Annotated in this window: 17 protein-coding genes; 16 read left to right on the top strand and 1 reads right to left on the bottom strand. The window is 64.3% G+C overall.

Annotated features, from left to right (window positions below; all coding sequences use genetic code 11):
- Nucleotides 1-52: 52 nt before the first annotated feature.
- The 16 genes from M5C56_RS04590 (at nt 53) to M5C56_RS04665 (ending at nt 18,655) form a co-directional block, all read left to right on the top strand.
- Nucleotides 53-1,243 (top strand): serine hydrolase domain-containing protein, encoded by a 1,191-nt coding sequence (locus tag M5C56_RS04590; RefSeq protein WP_103495109.1) that lies wholly within the window; start codon nt 53-55, stop codon nt 1,241-1,243.
- Nucleotides 1,244-1,469: 226 nt separating this feature from the next.
- Nucleotides 1,470-2,618, top strand: a complete 1,149-nt coding sequence (locus M5C56_RS04595) for an acyltransferase (protein ID WP_103495110.1) — start codon at nt 1,470-1,472, stop codon at nt 2,616-2,618.
- A gap of 41 nt (nt 2,619-2,659) precedes the next feature.
- Nucleotides 2,660-3,844 carry an efflux RND transporter periplasmic adaptor subunit gene (locus M5C56_RS04600; RefSeq protein ID WP_103495111.1) on the top strand — a complete coding sequence of 395 codons (1,185 nt, stop codon included), beginning with the start codon at nt 2,660-2,662 and terminating at the stop codon, nt 3,842-3,844.
- Nucleotides 3,841-7,026 (top strand): multidrug efflux RND transporter permease subunit, encoded by a 3,186-nt coding sequence (locus M5C56_RS04605; RefSeq protein WP_103495112.1) that lies wholly within the window; start codon nt 3,841-3,843, stop codon nt 7,024-7,026. Before M5C56_RS04600 ends, M5C56_RS04605 begins: the two co-directional genes overlap by 4 nt.
- Before the next feature lie 79 nt (nt 7,027-7,105).
- Nucleotides 7,106-8,107, top strand: coding sequence for a zinc-dependent alcohol dehydrogenase family protein (locus tag M5C56_RS04610; RefSeq protein WP_103495113.1), 1,002 nt, complete (start codon nt 7,106-7,108; stop codon nt 8,105-8,107).
- Nucleotides 8,104-9,288 (top strand): MFS transporter, encoded by a 1,185-nt coding sequence (locus M5C56_RS04615; protein ID WP_103495114.1) that lies wholly within the window; start codon nt 8,104-8,106, stop codon nt 9,286-9,288. The genes M5C56_RS04610 and M5C56_RS04615 overlap by 4 nt, the downstream gene beginning before the upstream one ends.
- Nucleotides 9,289-9,442: 154 nt before the next feature.
- Nucleotides 9,443-10,372 (top strand): LysR family transcriptional regulator, encoded by a 930-nt coding sequence (locus tag M5C56_RS04620; protein WP_103495115.1) that lies wholly within the window; start codon nt 9,443-9,445, stop codon nt 10,370-10,372.
- 460 nt (nt 10,373-10,832) lie between these two features.
- Nucleotides 10,833-11,861 (top strand): nucleoid-structuring protein H-NS, encoded by a 1,029-nt coding sequence (locus tag M5C56_RS04625; RefSeq protein WP_103495116.1) that lies wholly within the window; start codon nt 10,833-10,835, stop codon nt 11,859-11,861.
- Entirely contained in the window at nt 11,861-13,063 is a 1,203-nt protein-coding gene (locus tag M5C56_RS04630) for an isocitrate/isopropylmalate family dehydrogenase (protein WP_103495117.1), read from the top strand. Before M5C56_RS04625 ends, M5C56_RS04630 begins: the two co-directional genes overlap by 1 nt.
- Nucleotides 13,060-13,767 carry an RraA family protein gene (locus M5C56_RS04635; protein ID WP_103495118.1) on the top strand — a complete coding sequence of 236 codons (708 nt, stop codon included), beginning with the start codon at nt 13,060-13,062 and terminating at the stop codon, nt 13,765-13,767. The genes M5C56_RS04630 and M5C56_RS04635 overlap by 4 nt, the downstream gene beginning before the upstream one ends.
- Nucleotides 13,768-13,812: 45 nt before the next feature.
- On the top strand, nt 13,813-14,988 hold the full coding sequence (locus M5C56_RS04640) for an LLM class flavin-dependent oxidoreductase (protein WP_103495119.1): 1,176 nt from the start codon (nt 13,813-13,815) through the stop codon (nt 14,986-14,988).
- A complete protein-coding gene (locus tag M5C56_RS04645) occupies nt 14,985-15,515 on the top strand; it encodes a flavin reductase family protein (RefSeq protein ID WP_103495120.1) in 531 nt (176 codons plus the stop codon). The genes M5C56_RS04640 and M5C56_RS04645 overlap by 4 nt, the downstream gene beginning before the upstream one ends.
- A 35-nt stretch (nt 15,516-15,550) precedes the next feature.
- The gene (locus tag M5C56_RS04650; protein WP_103495121.1) at nt 15,551-15,919 is read left to right on the top strand and encodes an antibiotic biosynthesis monooxygenase; all 369 of its coding nucleotides are present in this window, start codon (nt 15,551-15,553) and stop codon (nt 15,917-15,919) included.
- Between the two features lie 81 nt (nt 15,920-16,000).
- Nucleotides 16,001-16,975, top strand: coding sequence for a nitronate monooxygenase (locus tag M5C56_RS04655; protein ID WP_103495122.1), 975 nt, complete (start codon nt 16,001-16,003; stop codon nt 16,973-16,975).
- 34 nt (nt 16,976-17,009) lie between these two features.
- Nucleotides 17,010-17,789 carry an alpha/beta fold hydrolase gene (locus tag M5C56_RS04660; RefSeq protein WP_103495123.1) on the top strand — a complete coding sequence of 260 codons (780 nt, stop codon included), beginning with the start codon at nt 17,010-17,012 and terminating at the stop codon, nt 17,787-17,789.
- Nucleotides 17,786-18,655 (top strand): DUF6282 family protein, encoded by an 870-nt coding sequence (locus M5C56_RS04665; RefSeq protein WP_103495124.1) that lies wholly within the window; start codon nt 17,786-17,788, stop codon nt 18,653-18,655. The genes M5C56_RS04660 and M5C56_RS04665 overlap by 4 nt, the downstream gene beginning before the upstream one ends.
- 12 nt (nt 18,656-18,667) lie before the next feature.
- Here the strand turns inward: M5C56_RS04665 and M5C56_RS04670 are convergent, their stop codons facing one another.
- Nucleotides 18,668-20,290, bottom strand: a complete 1,623-nt coding sequence (locus M5C56_RS04670; protein WP_103495125.1) for a methyl-accepting chemotaxis protein — start codon at nt 20,288-20,290, stop codon at nt 18,668-18,670.
- Nucleotides 20,291-20,311 lie beyond the last annotated feature (21 nt).

The raw sequence follows: 20,311 nt of genomic DNA on the forward strand, positions 1-20,311 counted from the left end.
CCGCCCTACCATCGATCCATCAGCTTGACCCATCCACCACCCGGGGCCCGATATGACCGTCAACGAACCGCTACGCCCACTGCAATCCCTTCGTCCTGTCGAGACAACCCGCCTGGCGTCGCGCATCGACGCCGTGCTCGAACAGACCCTGCATGACCGGCGCCTGGTCGGTGCCGTGGTCCTGGTCGCCCATCGCGGACAACTGGTCTATCAGCGCGCGGCCGGCCTGGCCGACCGTGAGGCCCGGCTGCCAATGCGCCAGGACGCCCTGTTCCGCCTGTCCTCGGTCTCCAAGCCGATCACCTCGGTGGCGGCCCTGGCGCTGATCGCCCAGGGTCGTATCAACCTGGACGACAACATCACCCACTGGCTGCCGCACTTCAAGCCGACCCTGGCCGACGGCACGCCGGCGTTGATCACCGTACGCCAATTGCTGACCCACACCGCCGGTTTCACCTACGGTTTCCTGGAGAGCGATCAAGGCGGCCCTTATCTCGAGGCCGGCGTCTCCGACGGCATGGACCGTACCGAACTCTCGCTGGAAGAAAACCTGCATCGCCTGGGCCAGGCCCCGCTGCTCTACAAACCGGGGAGTCAGTGGGGCTACTCGATTGCCACCGATGTGCTGGGCGGGGTAATCGCCGCCGCCCACGGCACCTCGCTGGCCGAGGCGGTGGAGCAGTTGGTCGCCCGCCCGCTGGGCTGGCGCGATAGCGGGTTCCGGGTGACCGACGTCGACCGCCTGAGCCCGGCCTATCTCAATGACCAGCCACAGCCACGACGCATGCAGGGGCTGGAAGTGGTCCCGGTGTTTGAAGGCACCGCCGGCATCCGGCTGGACCCGGACCGCGCCCTGGACACCCAGGCCTATGACTCCGGCGGTTCGGGCATGGTCGGCAGCGCCGGGGAGTTTCTCCAGCTTCTGGAAACCCTGCGCAAAGGCGGCGCGCCGCTACTGCCCAAGCACTTGGTGGCGGAAATGGGCAGCAGCCAGACCGGCGACCTGGAGCTGGCCAACTGGCCGGGACGCGGCTTCGGCCTCGGCTTCACGGTACTCAAGGACCCGTCTGCCGCGCAGACCGCCGAATCCGTCGGCACCTGGCGCCTGGGCGGTGCCTACGGACACTCCTGGTTCGTCGACCCGGCCCAGGAGTTGACGGTGGTGGCTTTTACCAACACGGCCTTCGAAGGCATGTTCGGGCAATTCACCGTCGACCTCTGCAACGCGGTCTACGGCCAGTAACACTGTGCCGGCCCCTGTTCGCGGGGGCCGGGATGCACCGGTTCATACCCAATAAAGACGGTTTGCCCAGCACCCCGCGACCAACAATGTCTGCATAGCCGTACCCCTCGCAACATTGCCTGCCAGTTCGCTACGCCATTGACGAGTGTGTTTTGACAAGGGAGCACGCCCGAAACGCGCAAGCGTTGTCGAGCGCGCCATGACTTTATGGGATGGGGATCGGATCATGAACAAAGCAGAGCTCTACCACACGCATGTACACAGCAAGCTCGATTCACTGACCGGAATACGCTTTCTCGCCGCGGCAATGGTGTTCCTGTTCCACGCGTCACTGACGCGGATCATCGGTTTCAACCCCTATGCCGACACGCAGGTGATCGAGGTCTTCCAGCGCACCTTCAGCGGCGGCGGATGGCTGGGGGTGTCGTTCTTCTTCGTGCTCAGCGGCTTTGTCATCGCCTGGTCGGCGCGCAAGGGCGACAGCCTGGGCAGTTTCTGGCGACGCCGGCTGCTGAAAATCTTTCCCAACCATATCGCCACCTGGTTGCTGGCCATGGTCCTGTTCGCCGTACCGACCGCCAGCGTGGCGATCTGGCTGCCCAACCTGTTGCTGGTGCATGCCTGGATTCCGCGGATGGACACCTTCCTCAGCGTGAACGGTCCGTCCTGGTCGCTGTGCTGCGAACTGCTCTTTTACCTGCTGTTCCCATTGGTGCTCAAGCTGGTCTGGAAGATCGCCGAGGAGCGCCTGTGGTACTGGGCCTGGGCGATGGTCGCCGGCCTGGCCCTGACCCAGCTCGCGATACGCCAGTGGGCCGCGGCCGCGCCGCTGATCAATGAGTACCCGATCTCACTGATTCAGTGGTGGTGGGCCTACTACTTCCCGCCGGCACGCCTGTTCGAGTTCGTCCTGGGCATGCTCATGGCGCGCATCCTGATGGCCGGGCGCTGGATCGACCTCGGCGTGCCCCAGGCCTTCGCGCTGCTGGCCGTCGGCTATGTGGCAGGCATGTGGGTACCGTTCCAGTACAGCCTGAACCTGGTCACCCTGGTGCCGGTGGCCGCGTTGATCACCGCCATCGCCGCCAGTGACCTCAAAGGCCGCAAGAGCCTGCTCAACAGCGCCTGGATGGTCTGGCTGGGGGAAATCTCTTTCGGTTTCTACATGATTCACCTGCTGATCATGACCGTCATCACCCAATTGCTCGGCGGGCGCCTGTTCGACAACGGGACCGCCAGCCTGATCGTCGCGGCGACGTTCGCCCTCTCCGTACTGGGTGGCTGGCTGCTGTTCAACTTCATCGAGCGACCGGTCATGCAGCGCTGGGGCAGGCCCGGCAACACCAAGGCACTGGGCAGCATGGCGCAAGCCTGAACCCGGGTCTTCATTCACACTTTCAACAGGAAGCCATGCTCATGGACTCGATCAGACCCCGGCGCTCGGGCCGCGCCCTCCTGCTACGCGCCAGCCTTGCCTGCGCCATCGTCGCCGCACTGGTTGTGGTGCTGCGCGGCAGCCCCTCGACCCTCGCCAAGGCCGCCGTGGCACCACCGGCCGCCGAGGTCGACGTGGCCATGGCCCTGTCGCAAGCGGTGACGGACTGGCAGGAGTATTCAGGCCGCCTGGAGGCCGTGGAAAAGGTGGTGATCCGTCCGCTGGTCTCGGGCACCGTGGTCGCCGTGCACTTCAAGGACGGAGCCCTGGTCAAGGCCGGCGACCTGCTCTTCGAGATCGACGCCCGGCCCTACACCGCCGAAGTGGAGCGGGCCCAGGCGCAACTGGCGGCGGCCAGGTCGCGCGCCGTCTACACCAGCACCGATCTGGGCCGGGTACAGCGCCTGATCAGCGCCAATGCGGTGGCCCTGCGCGAGCTGGACCAGAAGCAGAACGCCGCCAGCGAAGCCGCGGCCGAGGTCCGGCAGGCCCAGGCCCAGCTGGACAATGCCCGCCTGAACCTCGCCCATACCCGGATCAGCGCGCCAGTCAGCGGGCGTATGTCGCGGGCCTTGGTCACCGCGGGCAATATCGTCAGCGCCGGTGAAAACGCCGCGCCGCTGAGCACCCTGGTGTCGTTGTCGCCGATCTATGCGGCCTTCGATGTCGACGAGCAGACCTTCCTGCGCTACCTCAACCACGGCACCGGCCCTGGCACCACGGCCGCGGTGCCGGTGATGCTCGGCCTCGCCAATGAAACCGACTATCCGCGCCAGGGCAGCCTGGCCTCGCTGGACAACCAACTGGACGTGCAGTCGGCGACCCTGCGGGTACGTGCCAGCTTCGACAACACCGACGGCCTGCTGCGCCCCGGCATGCTCGCCAGGATCAAGCTCGGCGGCGGGCCGCCGCACCAGGCGGTGCTGATCGACGACAGCGCGATCGGCACCGACCAGGACAAGAAGTTCGTGCTGGTGGTCGGCGCCAACGACCGGGTCGAGTACCGACGTATCAACCCCGGCAACCGAGTGGGCAACCTGCGGGTCGTCGACGCCGGCCTGCAGGCCGGCGAACGGGTGGTGGTCAACGGCCTGCACCGGGCGCGCCCCGGCGATACCGTCAAGCCGCTGCTGGCGCAACGTGCGGACGCAGGGAGCGGACAATGAGGTTTTCGCGCTTTTTCATTGACCGGCCGATCTTCGCCGGCGCGCTCTCGACCCTGATCCTGCTCGCCGGGATCATCGCGCTGTTTCGCCTGCCCGTCTCGGAATACCCCGATGTGGTGCCGCCGCTGATCGTGGTCAACGCCCAGTACCCGGGCGCCAATCCGGCGGTGGTGGCGCAGACCGTGGCCGCGCCGCTGGAGGAGCAGATCAACGGCGTCGAGAACATGCTGTACATGCAGTCCCAGGCCAACAGCGACGGCAACCTCACCCTCAGCGTCACCTTCAAGGTCGGCACAGACCCGGACCAGGCCCAGCAACTGGTGCAGAACCGCGTCTCCCAGGCGCTGCCGCGCCTGCCGGAGGATGTCCGGCGCCTGGGGGTGGTGACCATGAAGTCGTCGTCGACCCAGACCCTGGCCATCCACCTGGTCTCGCCGGATGACCAGTACAACGCCACCTACCTGCGCAACTACGGCATTCTCAATATCAAGAACCAGCTGGAGCGCATTCCCGGGGTCGGCGAAGTGCGTATCTGGGGCGGCGGCGACTATGCGATGCGCATCTGGCTGGACCCGCAGAAAGTCGCCCAGCGCGGCCTGAGCGCCAGTGAGATCGTTGCCGCGATCCGCGAACAGAACGTCCAGGTCGCCGCCGGGGTGATCGGCGGGCAACCCATGCGCACCGACGTCGCCCAGCAACTTTCGGTCAACACCCAAGGCCGGCTGAAAACCGAAAAGGAATTCGGCGATATCATCGTCAAGACCTCGCCGGGCGCCGCCGTGACCTTTCTGCGCGATGTCGCGCGGATCGAACTAGCCGCGTCGGACTACGGTTTGCGCTCGCTGGTCGACGGCAAGCCGGCGGTGGGCTTCGGGGTGTTCCAGATGGCCGGCGGCAATGCCCTGGCGATCTCCGACCAGGCGCGGGAAATCATGCGCCAGGCCAAGGCCGACATGCCCAGCGGGGTCGATTATCGGATCGTCTTCGACCCGACCCAGTTCGTGCGCTCCAGCATCCTGGCGGTGATCCAGACCCTGCTCGAATCGACGCTGCTGGTGGTGCTGGTGGTGATCCTGTTCCTGCAGACCTGGCGCGCCTCGATCATTCCGCTGCTGGCCATGCCGGTCTCGATCATCGGCACCCTGTCGCTGATGCTCGCCTGCGGCTTTTCGATCAACGCCCTGTCGTTGTTCGGCATGGTGCTGGCCATCGGCATCGTGGTGGACGACGCCATAGTCGTGGTGGAAAACGTCGAACGCAACATCGCCGCCGGACTCAAGCCCAAGGCCGCCGCCTACAAGGCCATGGACGAGGTCAGCAAACCGATCATCGCCATCACCCTGACCCTGGTCAGCGTGTTCGTGCCGCTGGCCTTCATGCCCGGGCTGACCGGGCAGTTCTACCAGCAGTTCGCGATGACCATCGCCATTTCCACGTTGATCTCGGCGTTCAACTCCCTGACCTTGTCCCCCGCCCTCTGCGCCCTGCTGCTGCAGGCTCATGACAGCCCCAAGGACCGCCTCAGCCGTGGCATCGACCGACTGCTGGGGCCGCTGTTCAACCGTTTCAACCGGTTCTCGGCGTGGGCCGAACGCGCCTATGGCAACCGCCTGGGCCGAGTCATCCAGCGCAAGAGCATGACCCTCGGCCTGTACGCACTGCTGCTCGGCCTGACGGCCTGGCTCGGGCATTCGTTACCGGGCGGCTTCGTCCCGGCCCAGGACAAGGAGTTCCTCGTCGGCCTGGCGCAATTGCCCAATGGTGCCTCGCTGGAGCGTTCCGAACAGGTGATCCAGCGGATGAACGAGATCGCCCTCAAGCAACCCGGCGTCGCCCATACCCTGGAGTTCCCGGGGATGTCGGTCAACGGCCTGATGAACTCGTCGAGCGCCGGGATTATTTTCGTCATCCTCGAACCCTTCGCCAAGCGACATGACCCGCAGATGAGCGCCGGCGCCATCGCCGCCGCGCTGAACCAGGAGTTCGCCGGCATCAAGGAGGCCTTTACCGGCGTATTCCCGCCGCCCCCGGTGCTCGGGCTAGGGACCCTGGGCGGCTTCAAACTGCAACTGGAAGACCGCGGCGCGCTGGGTTTCGAACAACTCAATGATGCGGTTCACGCGTTCCTCAAGCAGGCCGCGCAGGCGCCGGAGCTGGGGCCGATGTTCTCCAGCTACCAGATCGACGTGCCACAGTTGAAGGTCGACCTGGACCGGATCAAGGCCAAGCAGTCGCAAGTCTCCCTGACCGATGTGTTCGAGACCCTGCAGATCTACCTGGGCTCGCTCTATGTCAACGACTTCAACCTGCTGGGCCGGGTCTACCAGGTACGGGTGCAGGCCGACTCGGAGTTCCGCGCCCACGCCGACGACATCGGCCAGCTCAAGACCCGCAACGCCGAGGGGCGCATGGTGCCGCTGGCCAGCCTGGTGGAGGTCCACCCCACCTACGGGCCGGAAATGGTCGTGCGCTACAACGGCTACACCGCCGCCGACCTCAATGGCGGGCCCGCCCCCGGCTATTCCTCGGGCCAGGCCCAGGCCGCGGTGGAACGCATCGCCGCGCAGACGTTGCCCAAGGGAGTCAAGTACGAATGGACCGAGTTGACCTACCAACAGATCATCTCCGGCGACGCCACCCTGTGGATCCTGCTGATCTGCATGCTGCTGGTGTACCTCGTACTCGCCGCCCTCTATGAAAGCCTGCTGCTGCCGGTGGCGATCCTGCTCATCGTGCCCATGGGCATCATGTCCGCGCTGCTCGGGGTCTGGCTGACCCAGGGCGACAACAACATCTTTACCCAGATCGGCCTGATGGTGCTGGTGGGCCTGGCCAGCAAGAACGCCATTCTGATCGTCGAATTCGCCCGCGAACTCGAACAACAGGGGCACGGTATCGTCCGCGCGGCCATCCAGGCCAGCCAGTTGCGTTTGCGGCCGATCCTGATGACCTCGATCGCTTTCATCATGGGCGTCGTGCCCCTGGTGCTGTCCACCGGCGCGGGGGCCGAGATGCGCCATGCCATGGGCATCGCGGTGTTCTTCGGGATGCTCGGGGTGACCCTGTTCGGCTTGCTCTTCACGCCCCTGTTCTATGTCGGATTACGCCTGCTGGCGAGCCGTCGGGCCGCGCCGCCAATACAGCGATCCGTGCCGGGTATTGCGGAACCCGAGGTCCGCTAAGAAGGGACCAGCAGCCTGTTTTTCGGCGTTCGCGCCCGCCCTACAGTTATTTCCCATCCATGAAACGTGAGAACACCCCATGACACGCGCCGTGCGCTTTTATCAATACGGTGGCCCCGAGGTGCTGAAGATCGATGACATCGATGTTCCTGCCCCCGGGCCCGACGAGGTCCTTATCCGGGTCAAGGCCATCGGCCTGAACCGGGCGGAATCGATGTTCCGCAGCGGCCAATACCTGGAGCAGGCCGAGTTCCCCTCGCGCCTGGGCTATGAAGCGGCGGGCATCGTCGAGTCGGTGGGTACCCATGCCGGACAGTTCGCCGTGGGCGAGCACGTCAGCCTGATCCCACCCTCCTCGATCGCACGTTGGGGAACCTATGCCGAGTTGGCCGTGGTACCCGCCGCCATGCTGGTCCGGCACCCCGCCTCACTGTCCTTTGTCCAGGCCGCCGCGGTCTGGATGCAATACGTCACCGCCTGGGGCGCGCTGGTGCATGTCGCGAAGCTGCAAGCGGGCGAGTTCGTTCTGATCACCGCGGCCTCGAGCAGCGTCGGCCTGGCCGCGATCCAGATCGCCAACCAGCTCGGTGCGATCCCCATTGCCGTCAGTCGTACACGGGCCAAGGGCCAGGCGTTGCTCGACGCCGGCGCGGCCCACGTACTGGCCAGCGAACAGGAGGACTTCCTCCGGCAGGTCGAGCGGATTACCGACGGCAAGGGCGCCCGGGTGATCTTCGATCCGGTGGGCGGTCCCTTCCTGGAGACCCTGGTGGACGCCGCCGGCGAAAGCGCGATCATTCTGATCTATGGTGCGTTGAGCTCGGCGCCGACGCCTTTCCCGCTGTTCAAGGTATTGGGCAAGAGCCTGGCCTTGCGCGGTTATCTGTTGCACGAGATCAGCTCCCGGCCCGACCTGCTGGACGCGGCGAAGGCCTATGTCATCGCCGGTCTCGAAGCCGGGACGCTGAAACCACTGATCGCCAGGACCTTCGACTTCGAGCAGATCGTGGACGCCCACCGCTACCTGGAGTCCGGCGAGCAACTGGGCAAGGTGGTGGTTTCACTGGAGTCCGGATCATGAAAATCCTCCATCCGATCTACTTCCTGGCCCTGGGCCTGTTCGGCGTCTACACCATCGAATTCGGCGTGGTGGGCATCCTCCCGGTGATTATCGAGCGCTTCGCCATCAGCGCCTCCCAGGCCGGCCTGCTGGTGGGACTGTTCGCGCTGATCATCGCGGTGTTCGGCCCGGTGATGGTCTTGCTGCTCTCGCGCTTCAACCGCAAGAAAATGCTCACCCTGGCGCTGTTCGTGTTCGCCGGCACCAGCGTGCTGTCGGCCTATGCACCGAACTTCGAATCGCTGATGGTCCTGCGCATCATCCCGGCGCTGTTTCACCCGGTGTACTTCTCGCTGGCGTTCGTCGCCGCCACCGCGCTGTACCCGCCCGAGGAGTCGACGCGGGCCGCGGCCAAGGCGTTTGTCGGCACCAGCATGGGCATGGTCCTGGGGGTGCCGCTGACCACCCTGATCGCCGCGCAGTTTTCCTATGAGACTTCGTTCCTGTTTTGCGCGGCGGTCAACTGCATCGCCGGCCTGGGGATCATTGCACAATTGCCGGATGCCCCGGGCAAGGCGAACGTGTCCTACAAGGAACAACTGGCGATCCTGCGCAAGTTCCCGCTGTGGCTGAATATCACCGCCTCGACCCTGATCTTTGCCGCGATGTTTTCCGTGTACAGCTACTCGGCCGAGTACCTGGCCAAGGAAGCGGGAATGAGCGCGCAGTGGATCAGTATCCTGCTGGTGGTGTTCGGCATCGGTGGGGTCGCCGGCAACCTGTATGCCGGCAAGCTGATCGGTCAGAACATGGTGCGCACCACCCTGCTCCATCCGATCCTGCTGGCCGGCGCCTATGGCCTGCTGTACCTGTTCGCCAGTCCGTCCCTGCCGGCCATGCTGCTGATCGTGCTGATCTGGGGCGCGACCCATACCAGCGGGCTGATCGTCACGCAGATCTGGCTCACGTCCGAGGCACCGGAGGCTCCGGAGTTCGCCACCGGTATCTACATTTCCTTTATCAACCTGGGCGTGACCATCGGTTCCACCACCGGCGGCTGGTTCCTTGCGCGCCTGGGCTTGCAGGGCACCCTGTACAGTGGTTTCCTGTTTGCCGCGCTGGCCGTATTGGTCATTGCGGTAAAAGTGCTGTTCTTCAGCGGCGCTTCCGACAAGGAAAGCGCCCCCGTCGCAGCAGACTGACTGACTCGATTCAATATGGCCCGCACGGATGGGGGTTGTTTCTTATCCGTGCGCGGCCGTTTCGAATCCATCTTCCCAAACAAGGATCTCCAGGATGGAAGCCTTTGGGGCGACCGCCGGGATGAAACTTCCATCGAGAATCGATCGAGGCGGCATGACTACCTTTCCTGTGCAACCCTCTTCCTGTGATTGGTCCGAACGCCTGGACACCCCGGACGCAGCCCTGTTCGACTGGGAGAACCTGCGTCATTACGTCACCTTCGCCCGCACCCAATCACTGAGCAGCGCCGCCAGGGAACTGGGGGTCGAACATGCAACCGTGGCGCGGCGCATCGCCGCGCTGGAGTCCTCGCTGAACCTCAAGCTGGTGGACCGACGCAAGCGCAATTACGAGATGACCCCCTTTGGCCATCGCATCGCCGAAATCGCCGGCCGGATGCAGAAGGACGCCAAGGCCATTGCCAAGATGGCCCTGTCGGTACGCACCGAAATGGTCGCCGACCTGAGCGTCAGCGCCCCGCCCCTGCTGACCTCGGAATTCATCGCGCCACACCTGGGACGCCTGCGCCAGGAACATCCCTCGATCAATGTCAGCCTGCTGATGCAGGACGATATCGGCAACGGCGGCAACCCGGAACCGGACCTGATGATCCGCCTGTGCCGGCCGACCCAGATGGACCTGGTGGCGCGCAAGTTCGGCACCGTCTCCTTTGGTCTCTATGGCAGTTCGCACTACCTGGCCACCCATACCCGCGAGCAATACGAATACATCCTTTACGACGAAAGCATGGAGCATTCGCGGCAACAGGTGTGGCTGCGCGAAATCGCCGCTGAGCGCCCCGTGGTCCTGCGGGCCCGCAGCCTGGAGGTACAGGCATCGGCGGCGCGGGCGGGCATCGGCATGGCCTTGTTGCCCAACTTCTATGCCCGCAAGGACCCGATACTGGAGAAAGCCCAGCTGAATTGTTCGGACTTGATGATTGATATCTGGCTGGTGGTCCACGAAGATATGCGCAAAGAAGCGCCTATTCGGTCACTGATGGACTTCCTGGTCAGCTGTTTTCCGACCGAGGCATTCTTTTAATTGCCTTTTGTGTGCCTCAGTAGTGCAATTTGCAATTAACACAAGGTGAATTTTTTAACACCCTGGGGCGAACACGGGGAGTTTACAAACAATCCCGTAGATTCCAGTATCAACGCCAAGAACAAGAAACAGATTTCCCCGAGCGCCGAAACCCATGCCAAGGTTTTCGTGACTCGCCCTCCGGACACGGTACACACCTCTCCGGCCGGGCAATAATTTAATAATAAAAAAGCGCCAACTTCCCAGACTCATCGCGAATAAGCGATGCGTGCGGAAGTGTCCGACGCGGAATACACCCTTGATTTTTTTCCGTTCAGGCCTTCATGGCCCATGACGTTTGCCGTTTAAAAAAACTTGCCCAAGAACCCCAGAATGACGGGACTGTTACGACTGACAAACCCAGGATGCGCTTGCGTGCGCCTCTGGAGTTTTACAGAGAACCCACAGAAGGAATTGAATCATGAGCCAAGTAAAGATCATTGATGTAACGCTCCGTGATGGTGGTTATCGTAATAACTTCGCCTTTACTACCGACTATGCAGCCAATGCCGTGGGGCATTTGGCGGACGTGGGTGTCAACCATGCGGAAATTGGCTATTGCAATGGCTCTTTCGTGCGCAAGAAAGAGCACGGCCTGAGTAGCTCGGTCAGCCCCTTGTATATCGATTCGCTGCGCCGCGCGGCCCATGGCCAGTTGGGACTCTGCGTCATGGTGCATCCGCGCAACGTCACCGAAGCCGACTTTGAAATGCTCGCCGAACAGGGCATAGGGATGATCCGGGTGTGCCTGCGCAACGAACAACTCGAACCGGGCCTGGCGACCCTCAAACTGGCCAAGTCATTCAACTTCCAAGTCAGTGCCAACATCACCCATATCACCACCCAGACACCGGGCATCATCACTGAGATGGCCTTGCGGTCCGAGGGCGCCGGGGCCGATATCATCTGTTTCGCCGACTCCAACGGCAACATGATTCCCGATGACGTGGAACGCCTGATCAGCCGGATTTCCCGCCGGGTCCATGCGCCCCTGGGTTTCCACGCCCACAACAACCTGTCCCTGGCCCTTTCCAATGCCATCGCCGCCATCGATGCCGGGGCCGAGTACATCGACACCTCGATCTGCGGCATGGGCAAGGGCGCCGGCAATCTGCACCTGGGCATGTTTATCGCCTATCTGGAGCGCATCGGCAGCGGCCGGGATTATGACCTGGTCAAGGCCCTGCAACTCTCCGAGTACACCGCGCAAAGCGTACCGCTGAGCAGCCTGCCCGCACCGCTGATGGACGTGATGCTGGGCGCCTACAACCTGCCCTTCGATGTCCAGCAGCGGCTGGAAGACACCATGTCCCGATTGCAGATCAGCTCGACCTTCCAGGCCCTGCGGGCCATGCACGAGCAGGACCTGTTCCAGCGTCATGCCCTGCGCCCGACGGTGATTTCCCGACCCAGTTTCCCGACGCACCTGTCCGCAGAAGGAAAAATGTGATGAACACCCTGCCTCCAACGACATCCCCACGCCGACCGGCGCGGCACCGGGTCTGCGTACTGCCCGGCGACGGCGTCGGCGTCGAAGTGGTCAACGCCCTGCTGCCGATCTTCGACGCCCTGCAACTGCCCATCGAACTGGATTTCGGCCAGATCGGCTGGGAATGCTGGCGCCAGAACGGCGACCCCGTGCCCGCCGAAACCTGGGCGAAAATCGCCGCCGCCGACGCCACCCTGCTCGGCGCCATCACCAGCAAGGGCTTGCACGAAGCCGAGGCCGAGTTACCTGCGGCCTTGCGCGACACGGGGCGGACCTACGTGTCGCCGGTGATTCAGTTGCGCCAGCGGCTGAGCCTCTACGCCAATGTGCGTCCGGTGACCGATGTGCTCGGTGACAACCGCTTCCGCTTCACGGTGATCCGCGAAAACACCGAGGGGCTGTACGCGGGACTCGACTTCGCCAGCATCCCCGCCGAGTTCGAACCCTTGCTCAAGGCCAAGGAACTGGCGGGCGCGCCCTGGACCCGCGCCAGCGCCGACGACGCGACCATGACGGTGCGGCTACAGACCCGCGCCGGCCTGACCCGCCTGTTCAAATTCGCCTTCGAGTACGCCCGTCGGCACGGCTATCAGCGCGTCACCCTGGCGGACAAACCCAACGTGCTGCGCTACAGCGGCGCATTCGCCCGGGAAATCCTCGAAAACGTGGCCGCGCAGTATCCGGATATCGCCTGGAATATCGACAACGTCGATGCCGTGGCGCTGTGGATGATCCGTCGTCCGGAACGCTTTGGCGTGATCGTCGCGGAGAACATGTTCGGCGACATTCTCTCCGACCTCGGGGCCGGGGTCATGGGCGGCCTGGGCTTTGCCCCCAGCGCCAACATCGGCGATGCCGGGGCCTACTTCGAACCGGTGCATGGCAGCGCGCCGGCCCATGTCGGCCAGGAAAAGGCCAATCCCAGCGCGATGTTCCTGTCCCTGGCCCTGTTGCTCGAACACCTGGGCTACGGCGCCGAGGCCTGGGCCATCGAACAGGCCGTCACCCAGGTGGTCAGGCACGACTGCCAGACCTACGACAGCGGTGGCCAGGCCAGCACCGGCCAATGCGCGGCGGCCATCATCCAACGCAGCGTCCTCAACCTTCATTCCCTCACCGCTTCCCTCGACAAGGGCCCGGCCCTGACAAGGAGTCATGCATGAGCCAGTCTTCTCTATCGGCGTCACAACGCGCCTGGCTGCTGGAACACAGCGCCACACTCGATACCGCATCGCTGAGCGATGCCCTCGACAGTCTCGGCATCGATGCCGGCCTGCTGGGCATCGTCCAGCAAGTGCCCGGCACGCGCTGCAGCGGGTTCGCCTTCACCGTGCTCTACGAACCGGTAGCGCCCGGTGAAGGCTTCAAGAACGCCGCCAACTACATCGACGACGTCCCCCCAGGCTCAGTGGTCGTTTCCAGCAACGCCGGCCGGCTCGACGCCACCGTCTGGGGCGACATCCTCACCCATGTGGCGGTGAGCCGGAATATTCGCGGCACGCTGATCGATGGGGCCGCACGGGACATCGACACGGTGATCCGGCTCGGTTACCCGTTGTTCAGTCGTGGCCGCTTCATGCAGTCCGGCAAGAACCGCGTGCAGCTCAAGGCCACCCAGGTTCCGGTGCAGATCGGCGGCGTGACGATCCAGCCCGGCGACCTGATCGTCGGCGACGCCAGCGGCTGCCTGGTGATCCCCATCGCCCACGCGGAGGAAGTCATCAAGCGCGCCATCGCCGTGGAAAAGACCGAGCGCGACATCATCGAATCCGTCGGCCAGGGCCTGTCACTGGCCGAAGCGCGGCGCCTGCACCGCTATGACCAACCCTGGCTGGCCGCCGAGGCCAAGGCCCCGAGCGCCGCCTGAGCCCACCCACGACGCCTGTCACGCCCCTCATCCAGGAGAGACCCCATGACTTCGAACAATGCCAGCGTTATCAAGACCAACCCGATGCGCACCAGTACCAACAAGATCAAGCTGGGGGTGTTCGCCCTCAATATCGAAGGCGGCTGCACCCTGACCAAGGCACCGGAGCGGTTGAAGGCCGCCGACTGGAGCGGCAACCTGGAGATCGCCAAAAAAGCCGACAAGGCCGGCCTCGAACTGCTCCTGCCGGTGGGCCGCTGGCGCGGCTGGGGCGGTGCCAGCGACCCGATGGGCGTGTCCTTCGAGACCTATACCTGGGCCGCCGGGCTGGCCTCGGTCACCGAACAGATCGCCTTGTTCACCACCTCGCATCTGTCCACCGTGCACCCGCTGTTCGCGGCCAAGCAGGCGGCGACCATCGACCATATCAGCGGCGGCCGCTTCGGCCTGAACATGATCTGCGGCTGGTACGGCAAGGAAATGGGCATGTTCAACGGTGGCGTGCAGCTGGAGCATGATCGTCGCTACGACCATGCCGATGAATGGCTGAATGTCGCCCGCAAGGCCTGGAACGAACCGGGCAACTTCGACTTCAAGGGCGACTTCTTCAATATCGCCCAGGGCTTTGCCCAGCCCAAGCCGCTCAACACACCGTTCCTGATGAACGCCGGCGGCTCCGAGCGCGGGCGGCGGTTCTGCGCCGAACATTGCGATGCGGCGTTCCTGATCCTCAAGCACGAGGATGACGATGCCACCATCGCCGCCCAGATCAAAGCCTATCGCGACCTGGCGCGCCTGGAGTACGGCCGCGAGCTGCAGATCTGGGTCTACGCCTATGTGGTACAGAAGGACAGCTTGGAAGAGGCCGAGAAATACCTCGACTACTACGTCAACCAGCACGGTGATGAAGTGGCATTGGACAATGTCACCTCGGAGATCGGCATCCAGAGCGGCATGTTCGCCAATACCGAGGACGCCGAACGTTTCCGCTTCCACTTCAAGGCCGGTTTCGCCGGGGTCCCGCTGGTGGGCACCGCCGAGATGATCACCGATCAGTTCCAGCGCTACAGCGACCTGGGCATCGACGGTATCTGCCTGACCTGGCTGGACTATCAAAGCGGCCTCGACGAGTTCCTCGAGGAGGTGCTGCCGCGCATGGAGGACGCCGGTCTGCGCCAGTCGCACCTGCGCTCGCGGTTGCTCATCGGTGCCGTCGCATGAGTGCCGCCGGCGCATTGGCGCGGGCCCCCGAGCGCTCCCTGGAGGAGACGGCCGAAGACTTCAAACGGGCCATGCGACGCCTGACCAGCACCGTCTCGATCATCGCCACCGGCGTCGGCAGCGCCCGCTGCGGCATGGTCGCCACCGCGGTCAGTTCGTTGTGCACCGAACCACCCTCGCTGCTGATCTGCATCAACCACTCCGCCAGCCTCTATCAGCCGCTGCTGAGCAATCAACGCTTCAGCGTCAACCTGCTCGACGCCACGCAGAGCGCCCTGGTGGGCATCTTCGCCGGCCGACTCAAGGGCCCGGCGCGCTTCGAGCACGGAGACTGGGACCACGCCGACGGGTTGCCGTACCTGCTCGACGCCCAGGCAACCTTGTTCTGCCGGGTTGATGCGCGGCTGAGCTACGCCACCCATGAAGTGATTGTCGGCAGGGTTGAAAAGTCCCTGGTCGGCGAGCGCATCTCCCCGCTGCTCTGGCAGGACGGGCAACCGGCACGTTCCCACGCACTGAATCACTGACCCCCTTTTCATACCCTGGATTACCTGGAGGCAATATGAGCAACCCGATCCCTTTCAACGCACCCGGCCATGATGAAAGCCAGGCGATCTTCCTGGTCAATGTCGTGCATGTCTTTGACGGCCAGCAGGACGCCGCCCTCGATGTGCTGCGCTCGGCCGTGGGCTATGTGGCCCAGACCTATCCGTCGTTCCAGTGGAGCCGCCTGTTCAAGAGCATCGACGGCAAGACCGTGATCAACCAGGCGCAATGGAGCAGCAAGGAGGAATTCGACTCGCTGTTTTCCGACGAGCAGTTCATGTCGCGTTATTCGCGCCTGAAAGAGACCGGCACCTGGGAGTTCCACCTGTATCAGGTCAGCGACTACATCCCCGCCGCCACCCTTCCAGCCGCCGCGCTCGCCTGAACCGTCGACGGCCCGCCATTGCCGGATCGCGCGGGCCTGTCGAGCGGCATTTTTCAAATCGGTCTATCAAGGAGAGACACCGTGAGCACTTTTGCTACCCCGCTGACCCGCCTGCTCAACACCGCCAACCCGTTGGTCCTGGCTCCCATGGGAGGGGCCTCGGGCGGACGCCTGGCCGCCGCCGTGTCACGGGCCGGCGGCCTGGGCCTGGTGGGAGCCAGCTATGGCGACCCGGACTGGATGAAGACCGAACTGGCGCTGATGAATGACGTCAAGGAACCCTGGGGCGTGGGCCTGGTAATGTTCACCGTGGCCCGGCGCTTCGAACTACTGGACCTGGCCCTGTCCTATCGACCCCATGTGGTCGCCTTGTCGTTTGGCGACGCACGCGCCTTCATCGAACCGATCAAGGACAGCGGTGCCCTGGCCATTGTCCAGGTGCACGAGGTCGACCAGGCCCTGGCCGCACTCGACGCGGGGGCCGATGCGCTGATCGTGCAAGGGGCCGAAGCCGGCGGCCACAGCCTGCGCCGGGCCTCGTTTCCGCTGCTTCCGGCGGTACGCGATGCCGTCGCCAAAGAGACGGTGCTGATTGCCGCCGGGGGTATCGCCGACGGCCGGGGCCTGGCCGCCGCCCTGCTGCTGGGGGCCGACGGGGCGATGATGGGCACGCGCTTCCTGGCCAGCGAAGAAGCGCTGCCGTCCAACAAGGTCAAGCAACGGCTGGTCCAGGCCAGCGCCGGCGATACCGTACGCACCCGGGCCTTCGACCTGGTGCGCGGCATCGAGTGGCCCGAGCAATACAGCGGCCGCGCGCTGGCCAACGACTTCACGGCCCGCTGGCTCGGCTTCGAGCAAGAACTGCTGCAGGCGCCGGCCAGCGTCGGCGAGGACTACGCCCAGGCCCTGCGCAACGACAACACCGATGTCCGCGCTATCTGGGCCGGTGAAGTCGCCGACCTGGTCAATGATGTGTTGCCGGCAACCACCATCGTCGAGCAGACCCTGCGCGGTGCCGAACAGGCCCTGCGCGATGCCCGCAAACTGTTTGCCTGACACAACCTGCACGCCCTACAGGAAAGGAATCGATATGAATACTCAAGTACCGGTGCATGTGCAGTTCGGCGAAGGGCCGGAGTTGGTGGTGGTGCTCTCCCCGGTCATGCCGGCCTGGGACGAGGGGCAGTTTTTCGCGCCCTTGACCCGGGCCCTGGTGGCCAAGGGTTACCGCGTGCTGATCTTCGACACGCTGTCGCTGCTGAGCGATGACGCGGATGAGGATCTGGCCCACTTCACCCGACGCTGGGCGGCAGTGCTCGAACCACTGGGCCCCATTGCCCTGCTGGCCGGATCGGCCCTGGGCGGCGCATTGGTGCAGGGCCTGCTGGCCACCGCCGTCGGCGAGCAGACGGCCAAGGCCCTGCTGATTTCCTCGCCCACCCGGGCCGACACTATCCTCGACCGCAGGCTGGGGGCGATGGCCGAGCTCGCCGGAGCCGGCGATGTAGACAAGGCACTGCTGCTGCTCGAACAGTGGGTGCTGCCGGCCCGGCGTCCGCCGATCTCCCGCCCGCCCGCCCAGGGCAGCCCCGACGACAAGCAGGCCGGCCGCCGCCTGGACCGAGGCTTCCGGCTGCTGAGCAAACTCAACCTGGAATCCCAGGTGAGTGCCTGGCCTGGCCGCCTGCTGAGCCTTTTCGGTGAAGACTCGCAATTGGTCAGGGCTGCCAATGTCAGCTTCAGCCCCACCGCGCGGCACCTGGCGGTCAGCGTGCCCGGTGCGGGCATGCGCCCCTTGCAGGACGATCTGGCACGGGTAGAAAACAGCGTGCGCAGCCATCTGGGCATCGATCTGGAGCGCCCCGCATGAATGCTTCCACGACCCAACCCGCACAGTCCAAGTTTATCGATGTGCATTACCACGCCGGCCCCGACGCCTATCTGCGACGCCACAGTGCCATGCAAGCTGGCAGCCACTACGCGGCCCAGGAGGGTTGGGTGGTGCTCAAGAATCACCTGGGTTGCACCGCGGCCCAGGCCTGGGAGGCCCGCGAGCAAGGCTTGCCAGTATCCGGTTCGATCGTCCTCAATGAAATCGCCGGCGGCCTGGACTGGCGGGTGGTGGAGCGTTCCCTGTGCCAGCACGGCGCCCTCGACGTACGCTTTATCGTGCACCTGCCCACCGTGACCGGACGCTCCCATACCAGCCGGCTGGCCCGGACCCTCAGCCATCCGATCCTCAGCGAACGGCCGGTGCAACCCCTGACGGTCAGCGATGACAGCGGCCAGTTGAACGCCGCGACCCTGGACCTGCTGCGCATGAGTCGAGACTACCCGGTGGTGATTTCCAGCGGTCATGCCAATCGTCAGGAGGTGCTGCGGCTGGTGGACGCGGCCGAACGCTTGCAGGTGCCACGGCTGATGCTCAACCAGCCGGCCAATCCGCTGACCGGGATGAATGCCGCGGACTTGCGAGCACTCGGCGACCTGCCCTGGCTCTATATCGAACAGACCGCCCTCACCTACCTGCTCGGTTATCAAGACGAGGGGGACTTCGCCCAGGTACTGCGTGAACTGCCACGGGTGGTGTACAGCTCCGACCTGGGCCAGACCAGCCAGCCGGATATCCGTCAGTGGCGCGACCTCAGCCGGCAGTGGTTCCAGGCATTCGGTCTCGGCCCCGAGCGGATCGCGGCCATCAGCCACGGCTGGCCGCTACAACTGCTCAGCCATTGAGTGACCGGGCTCTCATATCTGGAAATGCTTGACCAGGGTATTGAGTTCGGTGGCCAGGTGGGCCAGGGACTGCGAGGCGGCGGTGGTCTGGTGCGAGCCTTCGGAAGACTGGATCGACAACTCGCGGATATTCAGCAGGTTGCGATCCACCGAGCGGGCGACATGGGCCTGTTCGTCGGCGGCGGTGGTGATAACCAGGTTGCGGTTATTGATTTCGTCATTCGCCTCGACGATTTCCGCCAACGCGGTCTTGGCCGCTTCGGCGAGCTCCAGGGTCTGCCGGGTCATGTTGCTGCTGTTGTGCATGCCACTCACGGCAGTGGCGGTACCGGTCTGGATGCTGCCGATCATCTCCTCGATTTCCCGGGTCGACTGCGCGGTCCGATGGGCCAGGGCCCGTACTTCATCCGCCACCACCGCAAAGCCACGACCGGCCTCACCGGCGCGCGCCGCTTCAATGGCGGCATTGAGCGCCAGCAGGTTGGTCTGCTCGGCGATGGTACGAATCACATCGAGGACCTTGCCGATGCCCTGGGCCTGCGCCGCCAGACCGCCGATCTGCTCGGAGCTGACCTCGACGCCACGGGTCAGCGCGACAATCGCCGTCACCGCCTCGACCATCCGCTGCTGCCCCTTCAGTGCAATGGTCCGGGACTCCTGGGACAGGTCCGAGGTGGACGAGGCGTTCCTGGCCACCTCTTCAATGGCGCTGGTCATCTCGGTCACCGCGGTGGCGGCCTGTTCGATTTCCCCATGCTGCTGTTGCAGGTCACGACTGCCCTCGGCCGTCACCGCGTTCAACTCTTCGGCCGCCGAGGCCAGTTGGGTCGATGAATGGGTGATCTGCTTGAGGGTGGTGAGCAGGCTGCCCTGCATCACCGCCAGGGCCGCGAGCAAACGACTGGCTTCGTCGTTGCCGAGCGGATTGATCGGTTGCGTCAGGTCACCCTTGGCGATGGTTTCCGCAACCTGCACCGCTTCGATGATCGGGACGGTAATGCTGCGGGTGAGCAGCCAGGCCACCAGCACGGTGCCGATACCCACCAGCAGAATCACCAGGCCGATGCCCGCCACCGCGCTGTCATAGGTGCTGGCCGACTGTTTGCCGGCCTGCTCCGCGCCCTGGTTGGCGTGCTCGATCAGGTCATCGAGGTTCTTGGTCATCTGTTCATAGGATTCACGGATAGTCGAGAGGTAGGTGTTGGCACCGGCCTTGTCCCCCAGCCGCGACAGCCTGAGCAATTCGAGGTGATTCTTGGCATAGGCTTCCAGGCTGCGGTTGAAGGCGTCCAGCCGCCCTTTGTCGTCTCCGCTGGTCAGCAAGCCCGCGTAGATCGACATCTGCTCATGCACGCTTTGCAAGCGCCCGGCCGATTTGTCCTCGTAGACTTTCATGTCCGCGGCACTGGAAGACAGGATATGGGCCATGGAGCCCAGGCGGTAACGGTCCAGCGACGCATTCGCCGATGCCAGCACCCGCACCCGCTGCAGCCAGTTGTTCTGGATATCGGCGGCCTGGGCCTGCACGTCGCGAATCTGCTTCAACGCGAACAGCCCCAGGAACACACTGAGCAAGGCGATTGCGGCAAAACCGATGAACGCTCGGGGTGCAATCCGGATATTTCTCAACAACATGGGCGGGATCTCGCATTGAAC

The organism is Pseudomonas sp. MWU13-2862 (genome assembly GCF_023242495.1).
In the GTDB taxonomy this organism is placed as follows: Bacteria; Pseudomonadota; Gammaproteobacteria; order Pseudomonadales; family Pseudomonadaceae; genus Aquipseudomonas; species Aquipseudomonas gingeri_D.